General features: G+C 62.2%; 20 protein-coding genes and 1 tRNA gene. 12 read left to right on the top strand and 9 right to left on the bottom strand.

All coding sequences use genetic code 11. The features are described 5' to 3' along the window. Positions 1-682: 682 nt before the first annotated feature. The 3 genes from MOD31_RS00150 to MOD31_RS00140 all read right to left on the bottom strand — a co-directional run bounded on the left by MOD31_RS00150 (position 683) and on the right by MOD31_RS00140 (position 3,584). Positions 683-2,317, bottom strand: a complete 1,635-nt coding sequence (locus MOD31_RS00150) for a hypothetical protein (protein WP_250819530.1) — start codon at positions 2,315-2,317, stop codon at positions 683-685. Between the two features lie 106 nt (positions 2,318-2,423). After that, on the bottom strand, positions 2,424-3,344 hold the full coding sequence (locus tag MOD31_RS22015; protein WP_250819529.1) for a restriction endonuclease: 921 nt from the start codon (positions 3,342-3,344) through the stop codon (positions 2,424-2,426). 167 nt (positions 3,345-3,511) lie between these two features. Then, positions 3,512-3,584 (bottom strand) — tRNA-Thr (locus MOD31_RS00140). 215 nt (positions 3,585-3,799) lie between these two features. Between MOD31_RS00140 and MOD31_RS00135 the strand changes: the two genes are divergently transcribed. Further along, entirely contained in the window at positions 3,800-4,531 is a 732-nt protein-coding gene (locus MOD31_RS00135) for an HAD family hydrolase (RefSeq protein WP_223941901.1), read from the top strand. Here MOD31_RS00135 and MOD31_RS00130 read toward each other — a convergent pair. From MOD31_RS00130 to tmk, 3 genes are read right to left on the bottom strand one after another with little or no spacing between them, the layout of a single operon-like run. Further along, positions 4,528-6,165 carry an alpha/beta hydrolase gene (locus MOD31_RS00130; protein ID WP_223941902.1) on the bottom strand — a complete coding sequence of 546 codons (1,638 nt, stop codon included), beginning with the start codon at positions 6,163-6,165 and terminating at the stop codon, positions 4,528-4,530. The two genes, MOD31_RS00135 and MOD31_RS00130, sit on opposite strands and share 4 nt — an antisense overlap. Positions 6,166-6,173: 8 nt before the next feature. Continuing rightward, positions 6,174-7,325, bottom strand: coding sequence for a DNA polymerase III subunit delta' (locus MOD31_RS00125; RefSeq protein WP_250819528.1), 1,152 nt, complete (start codon positions 7,323-7,325; stop codon positions 6,174-6,176). Then, positions 7,322-8,020, bottom strand: a complete 699-nt coding sequence (gene tmk / locus MOD31_RS00120; RefSeq protein WP_250819527.1) for a dTMP kinase — start codon at positions 8,018-8,020, stop codon at positions 7,322-7,324. Before tmk ends, MOD31_RS00125 begins: the two co-directional genes overlap by 4 nt. A 73-nt stretch (positions 8,021-8,093) precedes the next feature. On the opposite strand from tmk, the gene MOD31_RS00115 reads away from it, so the two are divergent. After that, positions 8,094-9,278 (top strand): PLP-dependent aspartate aminotransferase family protein, encoded by a 1,185-nt coding sequence (locus MOD31_RS00115; RefSeq protein ID WP_166842871.1) that lies wholly within the window; start codon positions 8,094-8,096, stop codon positions 9,276-9,278. A 10-nt stretch (positions 9,279-9,288) separates the two neighbouring features. Beyond that, positions 9,289-9,630, top strand: coding sequence for a DUF2516 family protein (locus MOD31_RS00110; protein ID WP_142936571.1), 342 nt, complete (start codon positions 9,289-9,291; stop codon positions 9,628-9,630). A gap of 6 nt (positions 9,631-9,636) precedes the next feature. On the opposite strand, the gene MOD31_RS00105 is transcribed toward MOD31_RS00110, so the two are convergent. Next, a complete protein-coding gene (locus MOD31_RS00105) occupies positions 9,637-10,458 on the bottom strand; it encodes a class I SAM-dependent methyltransferase (protein WP_187697049.1) in 822 nt (273 codons plus the stop codon). A gap of 95 nt (positions 10,459-10,553) precedes the next feature. Here MOD31_RS00105 and MOD31_RS00100 point away from each other — a divergent pair, with 95 nt between their 5' ends. Beyond that, positions 10,554-11,300, top strand: a complete 747-nt coding sequence (locus tag MOD31_RS00100) for a phosphoglyceromutase (RefSeq protein WP_142936570.1) — start codon at positions 10,554-10,556, stop codon at positions 11,298-11,300. A gap of 69 nt (positions 11,301-11,369) precedes the next feature. Here the strand turns inward: MOD31_RS00100 and phoU are convergent, their stop codons facing one another. Then, positions 11,370-12,023, bottom strand: coding sequence for a phosphate signaling complex protein PhoU (gene phoU / locus MOD31_RS00095; RefSeq protein ID WP_142936569.1), 654 nt, complete (start codon positions 12,021-12,023; stop codon positions 11,370-11,372). A 199-nt stretch (positions 12,024-12,222) separates the two neighbouring features. Here phoU and MOD31_RS00090 point away from each other — a divergent pair, with 199 nt between their 5' ends. Together MOD31_RS00090 and MOD31_RS00085 are read left to right on the top strand one after the other, a co-directional pair. Next, positions 12,223-13,497, top strand: a complete 1,275-nt coding sequence (locus MOD31_RS00090; protein ID WP_208097267.1) for a cell wall metabolism sensor histidine kinase WalK — start codon at positions 12,223-12,225, stop codon at positions 13,495-13,497. Next, positions 13,494-14,174 carry a response regulator transcription factor gene (locus MOD31_RS00085; protein WP_020608526.1) on the top strand — a complete coding sequence of 227 codons (681 nt, stop codon included), beginning with the start codon at positions 13,494-13,496 and terminating at the stop codon, positions 14,172-14,174. Before MOD31_RS00090 ends, MOD31_RS00085 begins: the two co-directional genes overlap by 4 nt. A gap of 92 nt (positions 14,175-14,266) precedes the next feature. Here MOD31_RS00085 and MOD31_RS00080 read toward each other — a convergent pair whose 3' ends face one another. Beyond that, a complete protein-coding gene (locus tag MOD31_RS00080) occupies positions 14,267-14,803 on the bottom strand; it encodes a hypothetical protein (RefSeq protein ID WP_142936592.1) in 537 nt (178 codons plus the stop codon). A 293-nt stretch (positions 14,804-15,096) separates the two neighbouring features. On the opposite strand from MOD31_RS00080, the gene MOD31_RS00075 reads away from it, so the two are divergent. The 6 genes from MOD31_RS00075 (at position 15,097) to rlmB (ending at position 19,922) form a co-directional block, all read left to right on the top strand. After that, the gene (locus tag MOD31_RS00075; protein WP_011690592.1) at positions 15,097-15,579 is read left to right on the top strand and encodes a CarD family transcriptional regulator; all 483 of its coding nucleotides are present in this window, start codon (positions 15,097-15,099) and stop codon (positions 15,577-15,579) included. Positions 15,580-15,664: 85 nt separating this feature from the next. Beyond that, entirely contained in the window at positions 15,665-16,447 is a 783-nt protein-coding gene (ispD, locus tag MOD31_RS00070) for a 2-C-methyl-D-erythritol 4-phosphate cytidylyltransferase (RefSeq protein WP_250819526.1), read from the top strand. Beyond that, on the top strand, positions 16,447-17,004 hold the full coding sequence (gene ispF, locus MOD31_RS00065; protein ID WP_250819525.1) for a 2-C-methyl-D-erythritol 2,4-cyclodiphosphate synthase: 558 nt from the start codon (positions 16,447-16,449) through the stop codon (positions 17,002-17,004). Before ispD ends, ispF begins: the two co-directional genes overlap by 1 nt. Further along, positions 16,997-17,350 carry a hypothetical protein gene (locus MOD31_RS00060; RefSeq protein WP_250819524.1) on the top strand — a complete coding sequence of 118 codons (354 nt, stop codon included), beginning with the start codon at positions 16,997-16,999 and terminating at the stop codon, positions 17,348-17,350. Before ispF ends, MOD31_RS00060 begins: the two co-directional genes overlap by 8 nt. 35 nt (positions 17,351-17,385) lie before the next feature. Then, positions 17,386-18,849 carry a cysteine--tRNA ligase gene (gene cysS, locus MOD31_RS00055; protein WP_166842866.1) on the top strand — a complete coding sequence of 488 codons (1,464 nt, stop codon included), beginning with the start codon at positions 17,386-17,388 and terminating at the stop codon, positions 18,847-18,849. 80 nt (positions 18,850-18,929) lie between these two features. Further along, entirely contained in the window at positions 18,930-19,922 is a 993-nt protein-coding gene (gene rlmB / locus MOD31_RS00050) for a 23S rRNA (guanosine(2251)-2'-O)-methyltransferase RlmB (RefSeq protein WP_166842865.1), read from the top strand. Positions 19,923-20,062 lie beyond the last annotated feature (140 nt).

Raw genomic sequence — 20,062 nt, 5'->3', positions numbered from 1 at the left:
TACTCCGGAGCCATCGATGGGGCCCACTGCGATACGGCGGTCTCGCAGTGGGCCGACGGATTGCCGCGTGTACTCGATATCATCCAACGTCTGGCAGATGCTCATGCCCATGGCCATACACAAACGCTCACCAGTCCACCCAGCAAACCGGCGAGGCTTTTCGAGATAATTGCTCTCAAAGTCCCGCTCCGATAGTTCTGTGCCGTAAACCAAGCGATAGAAAGTGCCCTCAGCTGGAACCGCCGTCGGTGGTGGGCATGATTCCGGAAATTCATCCGGCCAGTCAGTCATTGCTGCGAACCCCCATGTCTCATGGGGGAAACACTAACGGGTGGCAGCGACAGCTACGAACTAGACGCCGATATTATTACCATCTTGCGTTGCGCGGTCCGTTGAGCCAAGGGAGCTGCGGTCACTTCCATGCAGAGACGCTCTCATGGGAACTGTTCGTTGGAAGTACGCCGGAGCTGGCGTCGTCGGGACTGTAGCGGCCACGCCTGGATACGTCACGTTAGCCAGGCCTTGTCCGAGTCGCTCGAGAGGGCGCATTAGTAGTCCGGGTTGCAAAATGTCCTGCGCTACCACGGTGTCGCTTGTCTACCGGGTTCCGGCGGAAAGCAGGTGCAAGGGTGACGACTTATTACCAGCCTCTAATGGTCCTGACACCGCCAGCAATTAGGGACTAACCGAGAAAATGTACCAACATAGCTGCAGCGTGAACGTCGGTAACCGCTATGCGCAACTCTTCGAGCCATGCATCCGGTCGCGGCAGGTTCGCCTGATGGGCGATCAATGGCGCGAGTCCGCGCATTACGTAAACAATGCCAATGCAAGCAGCATCAATCGCTAGGGCAGTCATTTCGTGGCTGAGCGTGTGTTGTTGGGTGGACTCATCAAACCTGGCGAAGGAGTGCAGCAAACCTAGGGGAGTTGCATGTGCCACTTGCGTAAGCAGTTTGTAAGCTAACTCGCCCCAGTTGGGCTCGGCGACACCTAGGACGAGACCGCCGAGCAGGATCCGAGGCAAGGGGATTTCTGTTGTCTCGCCTCCGCGAGGCTGTCGCCGCGTATCAATTGCGAAGCTTCCCCGTCCTCGCGGGTATAGAAGCTTCTCAACGGCCTCGGGCGACGATGTCCTGGCCCGCAGGGAGTTGTAAAGATTTTCTTTTCTGTCCGTAGCCGAGTCCATATGGGCGTTGTAGCGTGCTCGCAGCTGTTCGTCTGAGGAGTCGGCCAGCCGCCACATAATGTCGCCTGCTTGCTCCAAGAGCATTCGCGCAGCAGCCGGTGAGGAGAGTGGAGGCGCCTGTCCCTGGACGGCTTTGATTACCTGCCACATCAAGTCTCGGGCCTGAAGATACGGAAGTGCAGAGGTGAGATTAACAGGGCTGCCGGTTTGAAACGGATTTGGAGCATCATTGATGATGCGCCATACTTCCGTGGCTTTGGCCTTTACCTCGTCGAGTAAGTGATTCAACGCTGGCGGCGGCGGAGTTTCGAGCCAAACCTTTGCGTCCTTTGCAGGCTTTTTGGCCCGCATGGACTCGACAAGCCGGTCCCTGCCAGCCGAGGGTTGTATCTCAAACTCGTGGATACGGGTTGCAGAGTCCACGAGGTCTGACAGAGCAGTGCCACTGAGTCCTCTGATGGCAGCAAGTGCTGTGCCCGTAGTTTGGCTGAGCACTGCGCCAAAACTTAGCGAAGACGAGACGCCAAGTTCCGGTCCATCGTCGCTGGCAGCCATCCATAATGCTGTGTGGCTGACGTGAGAGCACATTGCCAGCAAATCCACTATCGGGGCAGGCAACGCGGTGATCCGCTCGATTGAAGTTCTCGCCTTGCCCGACAAGTCAGTCTGAAGATTTGGCAGGGCGGGCCCAAGAGCAGCATGCGCGAAGCGAATATCAGGAATCGGGTTATTCCAACGTGCAAGGTTTGGGACCGATACGTCAAGTTCAGCGACAACAGATCGAATGTTGTCGCGCTCGATTGCGAGTGTGGCGTTCCTTGGAAACTCCTCGGCGGGACGCGATTGATACCACTGCTCACTAACGGCAGTTTCAAGAATCGCACGTGAAACCGACCCAGCAAGCAGGGCCGAACCGCCATCTCTTAGTAGCTCAAGTACATCGTAAGCAGAGTGAACGGCGAACCGTTGTGCGAGTTTCCCGAGCGCATCCTCAAGATGGTCCAGGTTTCCGATCTCGGGGATGTCTTCGTCTGCTTGACCGATAATCTCGTAGAGACTAAGTAGATGTTGGGCCGTCGGCGCGGTCACCGACTCCGCGGGAGCACCGCCCACAGGCGCGTCAGTCATTGTAGTATCCTATTCGGCCCTTGACGTCACTTTCTGACGGCGGCGTTATGACGGGGAAGAGGGAAGGCTTTTTCGGTCTTAGGGGTCCAACCCCCATCGGAGTCAGTCAGTCTATTAGCGAGCTGACGGGTAGAAAACAGCTACCTGTCTCATTGGCATGACGCTTTTTTGCGCGAAGAAGATCATCCAGCCGGAACCGGCCGTCAAGGACGGCAAAGAGGTCGACTCCGTCGATAGTGATGAAGGGCGTGCCCCGGGAAAACGTCTGGATGAACCCAGACGAGAAACCAGAGGCGCTGATGAAGAGGCCCAGGCCGTTTTTTCCGGAACGTTCGATTTTTTTCGCGAATGAATCGGCATAGTGCCGCTCGACCGGCTTTGCCAACCACTTCGCTTCGATGATGTAGTCGTCGCTGTCGAAGCTGATAGCTCCATCGATTTGGTCGGCATCCACGTTGTACCCAGTCCTCGGGGCCAGATCAAACATGACGAACAGACGGTCCAAGAACCTTTCGAAGTCTCTTCCGCGCTGTTGCGGGCTTGAGGCTCCACCAAGGCCAAGGAATTCCTGTCGAAGCTCTGTTAGTTGCAGCGCCTCCCGCTGGATCGACTGTGCCTTGGCCTGCCGTTGTTGCGCCTCGTTGCGCATCTTTTCCGCAGCCTCATGATCGGCTACCAGTGGTCTTGAAATCCGCCCCAGACGGGCCACGGCATCCTGCGCGGCAGATAGCAGCTCAGGGCGATCCCTGACTGACGCGACGTTCGGAAAGTCCTGCATGGCAGCTACTTCCCGCATCAGGGAGAGTGTGAAGTCCCGGTACTTTCCTTCCTTGCGAGCAAGGCGATTGACGAGTTCATTCGCCGCGAGCCTCTTTGTCTCGCTGAAAGGGAGCCCAGCCATCAGCTCGGGACGATCCCGAAGAGTGAGCTGAATATAACGCTCGAAGGCGTTCTTATGCCAAAAGATCTTGGCAAGGGAGTCAGCCAGGGCCTCGTAGGCTTCAGCAGGCAGCGGGTTAACAGGCACCTCCAGATAGTACCCGGGCCTCGTCGGTGACGTGTGGGCTGGTGACGAAAAACTGACGAACACGCTCTAAGACGATCGAAAACTCAGGGACCGCATGGGAATGATGGTTTGTCAAGGAAAAACACGAGAACCCCTGGAAATCCTTGATTCCCAGGGGTTCTCAACCGAGCTTCCTATCAGAATCGAACTGATGACCTTTTCATTACGAGTGAAACGCTCTACCGACTGAGCTAAGGAAGCACCGCGTTCATCACCGGTTTCCCGGGCGATCACGCAAGACATAACTGTAATAGAGGCACTGCACCCGGGTCAAAACGAGGGCAACGGCGGCCGTTGCGGGGATGTTCACCCCCGCGTCGGACCGGGTTCAGGCGGAGGTTTCCCGGTGGCCGGAAGCTGGGGAATCACCCGTGGCGGAGTACGCCGTCACAAGAACAGGCCGAAGGAGCCGCTCCATGACGAGGGATGCATTGCCCAAGGACGCCAGCCACGCACCGAACCGGCTGAGACTGGCTGTGGTGGACATGGTGGGCACCACCATTACGGACGACGGCCGCACGGAGCGGGCCATGTCCCGGGCGCTGGTTGACCACGGAATTGAACCCGGAACCACCAGGTTCGAGAGCATGCTCGGCTACGCCAGGGACACCATGGGCCTCTCGAAAATGACTGTCTTCAGCCACCTCTTTGAGGATCCTGCCGTGGCCGAGAGCGCCAACAGAGTTTTCGAGAACAGCTATGACGAGTTCATTGAAGACGGTGGTGTCCGGGCAATTGCCGGAGCGGAGGAAGCCATCCTGTGGATGCGTGAGACCGGCATGCGGGTTTGCCTGGCCACGGGATTCGGCCGCCACACCCAGAACATGGTGTTGGAATCGCTCGGGTGGATGGGGCTGGCGGACCTCAGCCTGTGCCCGTCCGACGCTGGACGTGGACGGCCTTACCCGGACATGATCCTGACGGCGGTGCTCGCCCTTGACCTCGACGACGTAAGGGAGGTGGCTGTGGTGGGTGACACCAGCTCGGACATGCTCTCGGGTGTTCGTTCCGGAGCATCCCTCGTGGCAGGTGTCCTCACCGGCTCCCATTCAGAGGCGACACTACGCGCGGCCGGAGCCACCGTAGTGGTGGATTCCATCAAGGAGCTCCCGCTCTTGGTGGAGAAGCGCGAAGCCAGCCACCTCTAGCACTTGAGGCCGTCCTGCGGCAGTTTGCCGTCAACAAAGTAGTCGTCGACGGCGGTGCTGACGCAGGAGTTCGCACGGCCGTAGGCTGTGTGACCCTCACCTTCCCACGTAACCAGGGAGGCATTCTCCAGCTGCTTGCGCAGCGACTGGGACCATTGCAACGGAGTTGCGGGGTCGCCGGTGGTGCCTACCACCACGATGGGTGCGGAGCCGTTGTATTCCACGGGTGCCGGGGTGCGCGTGCTGGCGTAGGGCCAGTCCTTGCAGCTGACGCCTCCGTAGGCAAAGAATGCCCCGAATGTGGGGGAGTCCTGCATGAGGCGGACTTCCTCGGCTCGCATGGCGGCGGTGTCGGTCACCATCGGGTAGTCCAGGCAGTTGATGGCCTGGAATGCGAAGGCGGAGTTGGAGCTGTACGTGCCGTTGGGTTCGCGGTCGGCGCCAAGATCCGCCAACCGCATCATCTGGGACACGTCACCGGAGAAGGCGCTTTCCAGCGCTTGGGTCAGGGCCGGCCAGCTTTGGTCGTTGTAGAGGGGGAGGATGAGACCGTTGACGAAGTCGTTGGCGGTCACCAACCGTCCGTCTTTGGCGGTCTGGGGGTTCTGGTCCACAGCCGTGATGAGTTCCCGGATTTCCTGGACACCGTTATCCACTGAGCCGCTCAGGGGGCACTGTTGCTGCCGTTGGCAGCTGCCCACGTAGGTGCGCAGGGCTTTTTCGAAAGCGACTGCTTGGCCCGCTGTCAGTTCTTCGTTGCTGATGGAAGGATCCACGGCGCCATCGAGGACCAGCCGGCCCACGTTGTCCGGAAAAAGTGAAGCGTAGGTGGAGCCCAGGAAGGTGCCGTAGGAGAAGCCCAGGTAGTTGAGCTTGGCATCGTTTGACACCGCGCGCAGGACATCCAGGTCCTTAGCCGCACTCACGGTATCTATGTGCCCCATGACATCGCCGGTCTGCTGGGCGCACTGCTCAGCGAAGGACTTGTTGAAGGCAAGCGCGGCGGCCAGCCCTTCGTCAGTGTTCTTGCGGAACACTTTTTCGCGGGCGGCGTCACGTTCGGCGTCGGTCATACAGGTCACCGGCGCGGAACGGCCCACACCCCTGGGATCAAAACCCACCACGTCGTAGTTGGCCCGCAACTTCTCGGTGAAGTGGGTGTTGCCGGCGTCCTTGACGAAATCCACGCCCGAGCCGCCGGGGCCGCCGGGATTCACCAGGATGGACCCTTGCTTGTTGCCGGTGCTGGGCAACTTAATGACAGAAAGCGTGATGTCCCCGGAGGCCGGATTGGCGTAGTCCTTAGGCACCTGGACCTTGCCGCAGTGGAAGCCACCCTCGCACGAGCTCCACTCCACCGACTGCGAGTAGTACTTCTCCAGGCCCTCAGGAGCTGAGGCTGCGATGGACGGATCCACCGTACTGGTGGACGGCTGGGCCGTTGGAGCCGGCAGGAACGGAACGGTGCACGCGCTCAGTACCAGCATGGACGCAAGCGCAATGCACAGTGCCGCAAAACCGCGGCGGGAGCTACGCCCCGCAGCACCCCCGCCTGCCAAACCACCACCCGTTTCGAGCTGGGCAGACCGGTCCCGTGAAGGGGTACCGGCGGACCGGCGGGGTGCGGACTTCATGCATTCTCCTATTGCTGGATGAGGCTCGTGGCCATGGACTCGACCGCCAACAGCGGCGCCACGTTGGTGGTGGTGATTCGGACACGGGCTTTGTTGATGGCGTCCATTCGGGCCAGGGTGGTTTCCGGTGTTGATTGTCCCGCGTAGTCTTCCAGCTCGCTCTTGACTTCAACGTTGACCAGTTCCACAGCGTTCCCCAACTGGATGATCAGGACGTCCCGGTAGAAGGACAGCAGATCTGTGAGCGTCCGGTCCAACGAGTCAGTGATGGAGCGTTTGGCGCGCCGTTTCTGGTCGTCCTCAAGCTGCTTGATCTGGCTGCGCATGGAGGGTGGGAGCGTCCCGGATTCGGGAGCGCCCAGGCTCGCCAGCAGTGCGATCTTCTCCGCAGCGTCGCGTTCGTCGTTGGAGCTGTTGGCTTCCTCGGTTGCAATTTTGACCAATTTCTCGGCCATCATCACGGCAGCGGTAACGCCTCGAAGACCAAGCGGTATTCGAACCGTATCCAGCCGGCGCTGCCGCGCATCGGCGTCGCGGGCCAAGCGGCGGGCGATGCCTATATGGCTTTGTGCAGCACGTGCCGCACGGTCTGCAAGTTGGCGTTCGACGCCGTCGCGCCTCACCAAAAGCTCGGCGACGTCAGCGGCCGGCGGTAGCCGCAGGCTCACAGGGCGGCATCGGGAACGGATGGTGACCAGGACATCGGCAGGGGAAGGGGCGCACAGCATCCAGATGGTCCTGGGAGTGGGTTCCTCAATGGCTTTCAGCAGAACATTGGTGGTGCGCTCGGCCATGCGGTCCGCATCTTCCACCACAATGATCCGCCACCGACCCGTAGCTGGCCGGTCGCCGGCTTTGGAGACGAGTTCACGGGCTTCATCAATGGTGATGGTGACCTTTTCGGTGCGCACGAACGTCACATCCGAGTGGGTCTCACCGAGGATCGTGTGGCATGCCGCGCACTGGCCACAGCCGCGCATAGTGACGTCGTCCTGCTCGCAGTTCAAGGCAGCGGCGAAGGCCTTGGCTGCGTTTGAGCGGCCCGATCCCGGCGGCCCGGTAAAGAGCCAGGCATGGGTGAGCCCGGTATCGCCCTGCGCCGCCTGCTTGAGCTGGGCAACCACCGGTGCCTGGCCTTGAAGGTCGTCCCAGACGCTCACGGACGTTCGCCCGGAAGAGTTTCGCTCGTCAGTGACTCGGCGGTCGCGGGCGCGCCGTTGGCAAGCAGCAGCGATTCCACCCGCTCCAAGATCCGGCACGCCAAGGTTTCGATATCTGCATTGGCGGGCAGCACCAGATAGCTGGCGGGTGCAGCCGCTGCGAGGTCCAGGAACGCGTGCCGGATCGCGGAATGGAAGTCGTCCGGTTCTGACTCCAGCCTGTCCTCAGTGGCGTCCCCCGCGGTCCGCCGCTGGCGACCATCTGAGGGGTCGACGTCCAGCAGTACGGTCAGGTCCGGATGCAGGCCTTCGGTGGCCCATTCGTTGAGCGACAGCACGCCTTCTGCACCAAGGCTGCGCCCTGCACCTTGGTAGGCCACGGATGAATCGATATAGCGGTCCGTGATGACGACTGTTCCCTCAGCAAGTGCGGGCCGGATCACCTGGCTGGCATGGGCTGCGCGGGCGGCGGCGAACATGAGGGCTTCGGTCCGCGGATCAATGGTTCCGTGTCCGTGGTCCAGGACCAAGGAGCGCAATTTCTCGCCGATGGGAGTTCCGCCTGGCTCGCGGGTGCGCAGAACGGACAGACCCCGCGACTCAAGGGCGTCAGAGAGCCGGGCGGCCTGGGTGGACTTGCCCGCTCCGTCCCCGCCTTCGAAGGCGATGAAAAGGCCTGGGCTCTTAATACTCACTGGACTAGCCTACCGATCACCGGCATGCGAGACGGCTTTTATCCACAGCATTGCCCGCGGCTACGCTGAAACCATGAGCCTTTCCGATCAACGTGCCGCCGATTTGTCTCCGGAAACCGTTGTAGTTGCGGCCGGTCGCCCCGACCGCGCCCACGATGAGCCCGTCAACCCGCCTATTGTCCTGTCCTCCACATACTTCGGAACAGGTTCATTAGGCGACGGAGATCGCGGCTACGGGCGCTACGCCAACCCCACGTGGGATCCCTTCGAGGACGCGCTGGCCAAACTGGAAGGCGCCACCCTGCCTGGCTTGCTCTACGCCTCCGGCCTGGCGGCAGTCAGCTCAGCGTTGTCCCTTGTGCCCGCCGGCGGTGTGGTGGTGATGCCCTCACACAGTTACGCAGGTTCCCTGGTCATGGCCACTGAACTGGCTGAGAAGGGATTCCTTGAACTTCGCACGGTGGACATCACGGACACGGACGCCGTGAAGGCGCTCATCAGTCCCCAGACGGGCAAGAAGGCAGATCTGCTCTGGCTGGAAAGCCCCACCAACCCCATGCTCGGCATCGCCGACATCCGCGCACTGACGGACGCTGCCCACGCGGTCGGCGCAATCGTGGTCACGGACAATACTTTCTCCACGCCTCTGGTGCAGCAGCCCCTCAAACTCGGATCCGACGTCGTACTTCACTCGGTGACCAAATACCTGGCGGGACATTCGGACGTCGTCCTCGGCGCCCTCGTCACGTCCAACCCGGAACTGCGCGCCACATTGCTCCATCACCGCATCATCCACGGCGGCATCGCCGGGCCGTTTGAGGCTTGGCTGGCTCTGCGCGGTCTCCGCACCTTGGCGCTGCGGATTGAACGCTCGCAGGCCTCAGCGGCAACCCTTGCCGAACGCCTCAGCAGCCACCCCCGGGTGGAAACCATCCGTTACCCGGGCCTCCCGAGCGATCCCGGGCACGAGCGCGCCAAGGTACAGATGAAGGGCTTCGGGTCCATCCTCTGCATCCAGATCGCTGGAGACGAACAGCGCAGTGGTGCCGACGCCGCCGACGAATTGGTCCGCGCGCTGCAGCTTTGGCTGCCTGCAACTTCCCTCGGCGGAGTCGAGTCTCTGATTGAACGCCGACGCCGGCACACGGCTGAGCCGCTCAGCGTTCCGGAGAACCTGGTCCGGTTGAGTGTGGGGATCGAGAACGTGGAAGACCTCTGGTCCGACCTCGAGCAAGCGCTGAAGTCGTTGGACGGCTAGGCTAAAGGACGTGGACGGAAAAATTTTGATCGCGGTTGTCACCAGCGGGGTTTACTGGATTCTTGGCTTGGTGGCACTTGCCCTGGAACTGTGGGCGTTCGCGGACTGCCTGCGCCATAAGCCGACGCTCTTCGTGGCGGCTTCAAAGCGCACCAAGATGTTCTGGTTGGCGCTCACAGGCGTTGCGCTTGCGATCGGCGCCCTGACCGTATTGACGGGCGGCAGCAGCCTTGGACTGTTCGGCATCGCCGCCGTCACCGCAGCGTGCGTGTACCTTGCCGATGTCCGTCCCGCCCTGCGCGAGGCCGGCAGCGGCGGCAACCGGAACGTCGGCCCGTACGGTCCCTGGTAAACAGCCTTACTGAGGCGCCACCGCGTCCCACGCCACCGTCACTTCACCCAACCGCCACCTCGCCGGACCATCCTGAAGCGGCCACCCGGCGTCGCGCAGTGAACTACACATGCCCGTCCAGCGTTGCCGGTTCCCGAACGATGCCAACGGCGCAGCTTCCAACCAGGCTTTGTCCATGGCCTGCAGGAAGGCATGAATCGGCTCGCCCGGGATGTTCCGGTGAATCAGGGCCTTGGGTAGCCGCTCGGCCACCTCGGACGGCAACTCGAAACTGCCGAACCGCACCGAGAAACTCAAACTCAACGGGCGCTCCTGGTCCAGTGCCACCCAGGTGACACGGCGGCCGATTTCGTCGCACGTGCCATCGATGAAGAGTCCGCCCGGGGCGAGACGCGACTGCACCAGCCGCCAGATCCCCGCGACGTCCGCTTCCTCGTACTGCCGTAGCACGTTGAAGGCCCGGACCAGTACGGGGTTACCTGGCACAGGAACTTCGAACCCGCCCACGTGGAAGCTGAGGCCCGGCCGCTCCAACGCCTTGGCGGTCCGCACCCGCTCCGGCTCGATTTCGATTCCACAGACCCGCACGTCAGGCCGTACGGCCTGCAGCCGCTCGAAAAGTTCGACGGCGGTGGTCGGCGAGGCGCCATAGCCCAGGTCCACCACAAGGGGGTCGACGGCGGCGCGCAGCCGCCACGCCTGCGGTCCGGCCAGCCACCGGTCCAGGCGTCGCATGCGGTTGGGGTTGGTGGTGCCGCGGGTGATATTGCCAACCGGCTTCCCGCCCCGACTGCGGGGAGAGCCCACCCGTTCCGCTTTTTGCACCACGGCCCCCACTTTATCGCTGCGCGCATCAGACCGGGAGTCCGTTGCCGGACGTAACGCCGGGCAGGGCACGGAGCTGCTCGGCTAGGATGAAAACCATGACTTACAAGCTGATTCTGCTGCGCCATGGCCACAGCGAATGGAACGCCAAGAACCTGTTCACCGGTTGGGTGGACGTTGACCTGAACGATCAAGGCCGCCAAGAAGCAGTGCGCGGTGGAGAGCTCCTGGTTGAGAATGACATCCTTCCGGACGTCCTCTACACCTCGCTCCTGAAGCGTGCCATCAACACCGCCAACATGGCCCTGGACAAGGCCGACCGCGGCTGGATTCCGGTCAAGCGCGACTGGCGCCTCAACGAACGCCACTACGGCGCGTTGCAGGGCAAGGACAAGGCCCAGACCCTGGCCGAGTTCGGCGAAGAGCAGTTCATGGAATGGCGCCGCAGCTACGACACCCCGCCGCCGCCCCTGTCTGACGACAGCGAATTCTCCCAGGCCCACGACGTCCGCTACAAGGACCTCGGTGACGCCCTCCCGCGCACCGAGTGCCTCAAGGACGTCCTTGTGCGCCTGCTCCCTTACTGGGAATCGGACATCAAGGAAGACCTCAAGGCCGGCAAGACCGTCCTGGTCACAGCCCACGGCAACTCCCTGCGCGCCCTCGTGAAGCACCTGGACGGCATCAGCGACGACGCCATTGCCGGCCTCAACATCCCCACGGGTATCCCGCTGGTGTACGAACTGGATGAGGACTTCCAACCCATCAACCCGGGCGGAACCTACCTGGATCCCGACGCAGCAGCCCAGGCCATCCTCGCGGTGGCCAACCAGGGCAAAAAATGACGTTGTAGCTAACGACGACGACGGCCGGTCACCTGAGGTGACCGGCCGTCGTCGTTAATGCTGTTGTGGCTAGAAGCCTTCAGGCTGCCATTCACCGGTCACCAAGTAGGTGACCTTGCGAGCGACCGAAACGCCGTGATCGGCGAAGCGCTCGAAGTAGCGGCTCGCCAGGGCGACGTCCACGGTGGTAGACGGGCTCTCAGTCCACTCGGGGGAAGCAATCGCCTTGAAGACGCTGAGGTGGAGGTCGTCCACGGCGATGTTGATCTTGAGGATGTCGCGGGCAACCTCAAGGTCGCGCGTTTCCAGCAGTTCAATGACCTTGGCGGTGATCTCGATGTCGTGCTGGGCCATGGCCTTGAAGGTCTGGGTCAGCGAAGCGGGGATCACGGTAGCCGGGTAGCGGAGGCGTGCCAGCTGGGCCACGTGGCGGGCCAGGTCACCCATGCGTTCCAGCGACGCGCTCATGCGCAGCGAACCTACGATCATGCGGAGGTCGCTGGCCACCGGGCCCTGCAAGGCAAGGATGTCGATGGCACGCTCGTCGAGGCTGTTCTGCAGGAAGTCGATCCGCGCATCTGCCGCGATGACGTCCTGGGCAAGATCCACGTCCGCGCCTTCGAAGGAGGTAGTCGCCTTCGTGATTGCTTCGTGAACCAGCTTGGAGATCTCGATGAGGTCGTCACCTACCTGGGTGAGCTCCTCCTGAAAAACCTTGCGCACTAAGGCGTCCTTTCCTTGGAAATCCGGCTCCCATGGGGCGGGGCGGATCTCAAAACCATTGGCAGTCCAACCAGTAACTGTGTCAGGGGCCAGTGAACGGTTCGGCACCTTTAGATGAACGTTAGTTGAACCGTCCGCGTTTAGGGCCCGATCACTGCTTGGCCGTGTTTCCACAGCATAAGCTGGACACGTGGATCCATTGCTCATAGGTGTCGTCGCTGGCCTTGTAGGCCTGTCGTTGGGCGTCTTTGGCATGCTCGCTTTCAGGATCAGCGAACGTCAGCGGAGCATCGTGGACCTGGACGTCAGTGAACCCCTGCTTCCTGAGGGTGCCGCGGAGGTGCTGTCCGTCGTCGGGCGTGCCTTTGTGGTGGTGGACGCGATCGACGGCGTGGTCCGCGCCAGTCCTGCAGCCTACGCGTACGGCTTGGTACGCGGGCACACCGTGGTCCACAAACAACTCCTGGACATGACCGCTAAGGTCCGCCGCGACGGCGTGATCCTCGAAGAGCAGTACGAACTCCCGCGCGGCCCGCTGGGCAAAGGGACCATTGTGGTTCAGGTACGCGCAGCCATGCTCGGGTGGGAATACATCGTGCTCCTGGCCGACGACCGTACCGAGATCACCCGCACCGAGGAAATCCGGAACGACTTCGTGGCCAACGTCTCCCACGAGCTCAAGACCCCCGTCGGCGCCATCTCCCTCCTGGCCGAGGCCCTCGAAGCCTCGCCGGATGACGAAGAGGCAGTGCGCCGCTTCGCCAAGCGCATGCACAAGGAATCCGGGCGATTGGCAGCACTGGTCCAGGACATCATTGAACTTTCCCGCCTGCAGGGAGCCAACGTCGCCCAGCGGGGTCTCCCGGTGGACATCAATACCGTCATCACAGAAGCGGTTGATCGTTCCCAGCTGCCGGCCGAGAGCAAGAACATCCAGATCGTGGTGGGCGGTCACTCTGAGGCACTGGTGTTTGGAGACCACGACCTCCTGGTCACCGCATTGCGGAACCTGATCGACAACGCCATCCGCTACTCGCCGGAGAATACACGGGTGGGTGTGGGCGTGCGGACGCGGGAGGGCGTCGTGGCCATCTCCGTCACAGACCAAGGCGAAGGCCTCACGCCGGAGGACCAGGAGCGGGTGTTCGAACGCTTCTATCGCGTGGACGCGGCGCGATCCCGCCATACTGGCGGCACAGGACTTGGCCTCAGCATCGTCAAGCACGTGGTCTCCAACCACGGCGGTGAGGTGACTGTGTGGTCGCAGCCCGGCCAAGGGTCCACGTTCACTGTCCGCCTGCCGGAGATGGAAGGCCAGGGCGACGACGCCGGCCTGCCGCCTTCCGCTGCAGCTGCGCCCACCGAGCAACAGGGGACTGCCGACGTCGAGCCTCGTCCCTTGAGTCAACAACCCCAACGCGTGAATCATCAAAGGGGCGCCAACGGCGCCCAAGAGCAAGGAGCCAGCGCTTGAGCCGGATTTTGATAGTGGAGGACGAAGAGTCCTTCAGCGACCCCCTGTCTTATCTCCTGGGCAAGGAAGGGTTTGACGTCGAGGTAGTGGACAACGGCAGCGATGCTTTGGTGGAGTTTGACCGGAACGGTGCCGACCTCGTCCTCCTGGACCTGCAGTTGCCTGGGACGCCGGGGACGGAAGTGTGCCGCCAGCTTCGCCAGCGCTCCAGCGTGCCCGTCATCATGCTGACGGCCAAAGACTCCGAAATCGACAAAGTTGTTGGCCTGGAACTCGGCGCCGATGACTACGTCACCAAGCCGTATTCCTCCCGCGAGCTCGTGGCCCGTGTCCGTGCGGTGCTGCGTCGGCAAGGTGAGCCGGAGGAACTGATCACCTCCACAGTGCAGGCCGGTCCTGTCCGCATGGACATCGAACGCCATGTGGTGAGTGTCAACGGCGAGCAGGTTTCACTGCCGCTTAAGGAGTTCGAGCTGCTGGAAATGCTGCTCCGCAACTCAGGCCGGGTTTTGACTCGCGGCCAATTGATCGACCGCGTCTGGGGTTCGGACTACGTGGGGGATACCAAAACCCTCGATGTCCACGTCAAGCGGCTTCGGAGCAAGATCGAACCCGACCCCTCCGCACCTCGCTACCTGGTGACGGTCCGCGGCCTGGGCTACAAGTTCGAGCCGTAAGAACCCCTGCACACAACAAAGACTCTGCATACGACGAAGGAAGGGCCCCGCCGAGGCGGGACCCTTCCTTCGTTGTATCGCTTGTGGCGGGCCTAGTGACCGGCTCCCGGAGCCTCCGAGGTCGTCGCAGTGGACGTCGGCGTTGCCGTGGGGCTCGGCGTGGTGGGCAGGTACTTGGCGTACTCGGGGAGGGTACCGTCAAGCACCGGGACGTTGATGGTGGCGGAGTCGGAGCCGCTACGGATGGTGACCGGAACCAGGCCGCCGGGAATGACACCCGCGGTGCTGAGGATCGCTGCATCCGCGGTGTCATTCAGGAAGGTCTCGCCGTTGGCCTTGACCGGGATCTCGGTCTGGGCTCCGTTGGCACCACTCATGGTGAGGGTGGCGTCGGTGCTGGAGGAGTTGAACACAGCACCGATCACGCGGCCGGGCTCTTTCTCGCCCGAAGCAACAATCAGGATGTTGCGCAACTGCAACGAGCCGAGATCTGCTTTGATCCCGTCCGATGCCGAGTACTGGTGGGTGGTCTGCTGGGCGTTGACGAATCCACAGCCGGTGACGGACAGAAGACCGACGCCGATCGCAGCCGCCGCAATTGCCAGCTTGCCGCGCTGGACAGGGTTCATCGCAGTATTGCGCACGACACCTACTCCTCAAGAGTCATTGGAACACTTTTCAGCCATAGCCTATCGGCAAACCCCCGGAAATATGGATTCGGGAAGGCTATGTGGCGCCATTACGAGAAGAGATCTTGCTCGCACGTTGCCTCCTCCATGCATCTTTCGCCTAATACGTCAAGACCTTGGAGGAAGTCGTTTGAGGGCTCATTCCCTTTATTGGCGCGGCAGGAGGGCCCATCGGGTGCCAGTCGTATGCCTTAATCGTGATAGACTAATCTGCGGGAAAGGGGAAAGTCCACATGGTTTTTGAGGTCGGCGAGACAGTAGTTTACCCTCACCACGGTGCAGCAAAAATTGAGGAAATCAAGATGCGCACCATCAAGGGCGAAGAGAAGATGTATCTCAAGCTCAAGGTGGCTCAGGGTGATCTGACCATTGAAGTTCCAGCAGAGAATGTTGACCTTGTTGGGGTCCGGGACGTAGTGGGCAAAGAAGGCTTGGAGCACGTATTTGACGTTCTCCGCGCCGAGTTCACTGAAGAGCCTACCAACTGGTCACGTCGTTACAAGGCGAACCTGGAGAAACTTGCTTCAGGCGATGTCATCAAGGTGGCAGAGGTCGTTCGCGATCTTTGGCGTCGTGATCACGATCGCGGCCTTTCCGCAGGTGAGAAGCGGATGCTGGCCAAGGCGCGGCAGATTCTGATTTCAGAACTGGCCCTGGCTGAGAAGACAGATGAAGAGAAGGCTGCAAGCGTTCTTGACGAGGTCTTGGCTTCCTAAGAATTGAGCCCGGTGGTGCGAAAGCGCCGCCGGGTTTCTTTTTGCCACACTCCGGGTTTCATTTCCCACAAGTACTCTGGTGAGCATGAGTATTCCTACCAAGCGCGCCGTCACGGCCGTGATAGTGGTTGCTGCCGGCTCCGGCGAACGCCTCGGCTACGGCATGCCCAAAGCCCAGGTTCCGCTGGGCGGCGAGACCATCCTGATGCATGCCCTCCGCGGTGTGGTTGCCTCCGATGTCGCGCGCCAGATCTGCGTCGCCGTGCCCAAGGGGGACACGGCCCTGCGTGAGTCAATTGCCGAGTTCACCATTGACCTGGTGGACGGCGGCCCTGAAATCTCGGTGGTCGACGGCGGTTCATCCCGCGCGGATTCGGTCCGCGCCGCCATGGCTGCTTTAGAGGACGGGACAGAGCTGGTCCTGGTCCACGACGCCGCACGTGCCTTGACCCCCGAGCGGGTCTTCCAACGCGTATCTGCAGCCTTGGCTTCCGGAGCGAAGGCCGTCATTCCCACCATGCCGGTAGTGGATACCATCAAGACCGTTGCCGAAACCAACGGCTCAGACGCATCCATCGCCCCGGAAGTCGTCACAGGCACAGCTCCCCGCGAGCATCTCCGTGCCGTGCAGACCCCGCAGGGTTTCGAACTGGCCGTCCTGCGCAGGGCCCACGAAGCCGCCGGGCTCTTCGATGACAAACAATCAGCAGCTGTCACTGACGACGCCATGCTGGTGGAGCTCCTGGGCGTTCCGGTGCACGCTGTCCGCGGCGCAAGCCAGTCGCTGAAGATCACCACACCGTTGGACCTGATCATCGCCGAAGGCCTGTTGGAAGGCCCGCTGGGGATTCGATGGGTGGAAGGCTGATGACGCTGAACCAGAACATGGTGCTTCCCCGCACGGGCGTGGGCATCGATGTCCACGCATTCGCCCCCGAAGATGACCCGCAGCCGCTCTGGTTGGGCGGGCTTTTCTGGGAAGGCGAGCAAGGGCTCTCAGGGCATTCCGACGGCGATTGCGTGGCCCACGCCGCTGCTGACGCGCTCTTCTCCGCCTGTGGCATCGGTGACCTGGGCACCCACTTCGGCACGGACCGCCCCGAGTTTGCCGGCGCCTCCGGGGTCAAGCTGCTCGGTGAAGCCGCACGCATTGTGCGTGCGGCAGGATTCGAGATCGGCAACGTGGCCGTGCAGTTCGTTGCTAACCGTCCCAAGTTCGGGCCACGCCGGGAAGAATCCCAGCGTGTCTTGAGCGAAGCAGCAGGTGCGCCGGTCAGTGTCACGGCAACCACCAGCGACGGACTCGGCTTCACGGGACGCGGCGAAGGGATTTCCGCGGTTGCCACGGCCCTCGTGTACCCCGCTGGCGTCTCCGCGGTGACCCCGGCGGAGCCCGGTCCTGCGAAAGGTGCGCCTCATGCCTAAGGTACGTACCGGCGTCGTGCGTTCCGCTGTGGTGACTGCAGGCTTGGCCGCCTCGCTCCTGCTGAGCGGGTGTGGAGGGGCGCAAACCATGGACGTGGCGGCCAGCTGCGCTTTCCTGAACGACGACACCTTCAAGCCTGACGGCAATCAGCAGCAGCAGTCCAAACAGATCGCCGAGCACTATCACCAGATAGCGGGCAAACTGGCTCCGGAAATCGGCAACCCGATCAAGGAGATGGCGGCAATCATGGACGAAGCGGCGGCTTCTTCGCTCGGGGCAGCCACCCAGGACCAGCAAGAGAAGCTCAAAGTGCAGTTCAACAAGATCGGCGAATACTGCAAGTAAGCAGGTAACACCGCGTCATCGGCTAATCTGGAGCGGTGACCCTGCGCTTCTATGACACCGCCTCCGCCGAAGTCCGCGACTTCGTTCCCCTCGAAGACGGCAAGGCCAGCGTGTACTACTGCGGGGCCACTGTCCAAGGAATGCCGCACGTGGGCCATGTCAGGTCGGCCATTGCCTTTGACCAACTGACCCGTTGGCTTGAGTTCCGTGGCCTCCGGGTCACGGTGGTACGCAACGTCACGGACATCGACGACAAGATCCTGGCCAAGTCCGCTCAGTCGTTCGGGCCGGACTGGGATGCCGAGCCATCCGCGCGCCAAGCCGAAGAATGGTGGGCCTTGGCTTACCGCTACGAGCAGGAATTCGAGAATGCGTACGAATCCCTCGGCGTGCAGCGGCCCACCTATGAGCCCCGCGCCACGGGCCACATCCCTGAGATGCACGCACTGATCCAGCGCCTCATTGACCGCGGCCACGCCTACCCTGCCCTGGACGATTCCGGCGACGTGTACTTCGACGTCCGCTCCTGGAGCAAATACGGTTCGCTGACCCGCCAGAATATTGACGACATGCAGGGAGCAACGGACGTCGAGGCTCAATTCATCAGCAGGAAGCGCGATCCGCGCGACTTCGCGCTGTGGAAGGGTTTCAAAGACGGTGAGCCCGTCACGGCCAAGTGGGAGTCCCCTTGGGGCGCAGGCCGTCCCGGCTGGCACCTGGAGTGCTCAGCCATGGTCACCAAATACCTGGGCCCCCGGTTTGATATCCACGGTGGGGGACTGGACCTTCGCTTCCCGCACCACGAGAACGAGATGGCCCAGTCCCAGGCCGCCGGCGACGATTTCGCCAACTTCTGGATGCACAACGGCATGGTCACCTACGAGGGCGAAAAGATGTCCAAGTCGATTGGCAACACGGTGAGCCCGGCCGAGATGCTCCAGCTCGCATCGCCTCGCGTGGTCCGCTACTACCTTGGCCAGGCCCACTACCGTTCCATCCTGGACTACCGGCCCACCTCGCTGCAGGAGGCCGCGGCCGCCGTCGAGCGGATTGACGGTTTCATCCACAAGGCATCTTCCAAGGTGGACACGGATGCCTCGGACGTGTCCCCGCAGGCGAATATGCCCGCGGCTTTCATCGCAGCCATGGACGACGACCTCAACGTCCCCCAGGCCCTGGGCGTCCTGCACGAAACCGTGCGGGCAGGCAACACCGCCCTGGCTGCCGGTGACCTTGAAGGCGCGAAATCGGCCCTCTACAGTGTGCTGTCCATGACCGAAGTGCTTGGCCTGGATTCGGTCAAACGTCCCGAAGCCGTCCAAGGGCGCGAGCACGCGGCCCTGGAAGTGCTGATCGAAGCTCAACTCGAAGCCCGTGCCGCCGCCAGAGCCAGCAAGGACTGGGCCGCGTCCGACGCGATCCGTGACACGCTCGCCGCCGCCGGCGTCGTCGTCGAAGATGGTGCGGACGGCGCCACCTGGAGCCTGAAACGCGACTGACAAACCGGCGCGACAGCCGAATTGCATCGGGTCAGTAGACTTGATTCCAGACTTACTCACAAAATCAAGGATGGAATCTCATGGCCAATAATGGTCGCCGGTCGGTCAAACAGAAGAAGGGCCCCACCACCGGAACCGGTGGCCACGGCCGCAAGGCCCTGGAAGGCAAGGGTCCTACGCCCAAAGCGGAGGAACGCACCTACCACAAGGCATACAAGAACAAGCAGTTGGCTGAGCGCTCGGCTGCCAAGCGCGGCCCGGGCACTCGTCCCGGCGGTGCCGGCGCCCGCTCCGGTCCCAAGGGCCGTGCAACTGAAGAGCTGGTGACGGGCCGTAACTCGGTGGTCGAGGCTCTCCGCGCCGGAATCCCGGCCAAGGCTTTGCACGTCGCCATCCGCATTGAGATGGACGACCGCGTCAAGGAATCCCTCAAACTCGCGGCCGAACGCGGCATTCCGCTGCTCGAAACCGGCAAGGTTGAGCTGGACCGCATGACCGAGGACGCCGTCCACCAAGGCCTCGTACTGCAGATCCCGCCGTACGAATACGAGGACGCATACGACCTCGCCGAGACGACCCTCGCCAAGTGGAAGAAGGGGCACATTTCCAACGCCCCCATCTTCGTTGCACTGGACGGCATCACCGACCCCCGCAACCTTGGCGCGATCATCCGCTCCGTCTCCGCTTTCAGCGGCCATGGCGTGATCGTCCCCGAGCGTCGCTCCGTCGGCGTCACGGCGTCCGCCTGGAAGACCAGCGCCGGTGCCGCTGTCCGCGTCCCGGTTGCCCGCGCGTCGAACCTGAACAACGCGCTCAAGCAATTCAAGAACATGGGCATCTATGTCCTTGGCCTGGACGGAGACGGCGACGTCTCGCTGCCCGACCTCACCGTGGCAACCGAGCCCGTGTGCATCGTAGTGGGCTCCGAAGGCAAGGGCCTCAGCAGGCTCGTGCGCGAAAACTGCGACCAAATCGTCTCGATCCCGATCGACTCCGCCATGGAATCGCTCAACGCATCCATGGCCGTCGGAATCTCGCTGTACGAAGTGTCGAGGCAGCGCGCCGCTAAGTAATCCTCGCTCGGCGCCGCAAGCGCCAAGTAGTCCTCAAGAAGGCGCCGCAAGCGCCATCCTCCGCGTGCTCGCTCGTTCCTCGCTGAGACGCACGCTTCCGGATGGCACTTGCGGCGCCTTTCGTGTGCCCGGAGTTCAAC

The sequence above is a fragment of the Paenarthrobacter sp. TYUT067 genome, assembly GCF_023656375.1.
Taxonomy (GTDB): Bacteria; Actinomycetota; Actinomycetes; order Actinomycetales; family Micrococcaceae; genus Arthrobacter.
This window is presented reverse-complemented; position numbering and strand designations above follow the sequence as displayed.

Bases quoted from the DNA above. Each gene is read 5' to 3' on its own strand.
- MOD31_RS00150 (WP_250819530.1), bottom strand. From the start codon at position 2,317: ATGACTGACGCGCCTGTGGGCGGTGCTCCCGCGGAGTCGGTGACCGCG.
- MOD31_RS00080 (WP_142936592.1), bottom strand. From the start codon at position 14,803: ATGAACCCTGTCCAGCGCGGCAAGCTGGCAATTGCGGCGGCTGCGATC.
- ispD (WP_250819526.1), top strand. From the start codon at position 15,665: ATGAGTATTCCTACCAAGCGCGCCGTCACGGCCGTGATAGTGGTTGCT.
- MOD31_RS00115 (WP_166842871.1), top strand. From the start codon at position 8,094: ATGAGCCTTTCCGATCAACGTGCCGCCGATTTGTCTCCGGAAACCGTT.
- rlmB (WP_166842865.1), top strand. From the start codon at position 18,930: ATGGCCAATAATGGTCGCCGGTCGGTCAAACAGAAGAAGGGCCCCACC.
- MOD31_RS00130 (WP_223941902.1), bottom strand. From the start codon at position 6,165: ATGAAGTCCGCACCCCGCCGGTCCGCCGGTACCCCTTCACGGGACCGG.
- ispF (WP_250819525.1), top strand. From the start codon at position 16,447: ATGACGCTGAACCAGAACATGGTGCTTCCCCGCACGGGCGTGGGCATC.
- MOD31_RS00100 (WP_142936570.1), top strand. From the start codon at position 10,554: ATGACTTACAAGCTGATTCTGCTGCGCCATGGCCACAGCGAATGGAAC.
- MOD31_RS00060 (WP_250819524.1), top strand. From the start codon at position 16,997: ATGCCTAAGGTACGTACCGGCGTCGTGCGTTCCGCTGTGGTGACTGCA.
- MOD31_RS00075 (WP_011690592.1), top strand. From the start codon at position 15,097: ATGGTTTTTGAGGTCGGCGAGACAGTAGTTTACCCTCACCACGGTGCA.
- MOD31_RS00135 (WP_223941901.1), top strand. From the start codon at position 3,800: ATGACGAGGGATGCATTGCCCAAGGACGCCAGCCACGCACCGAACCGG.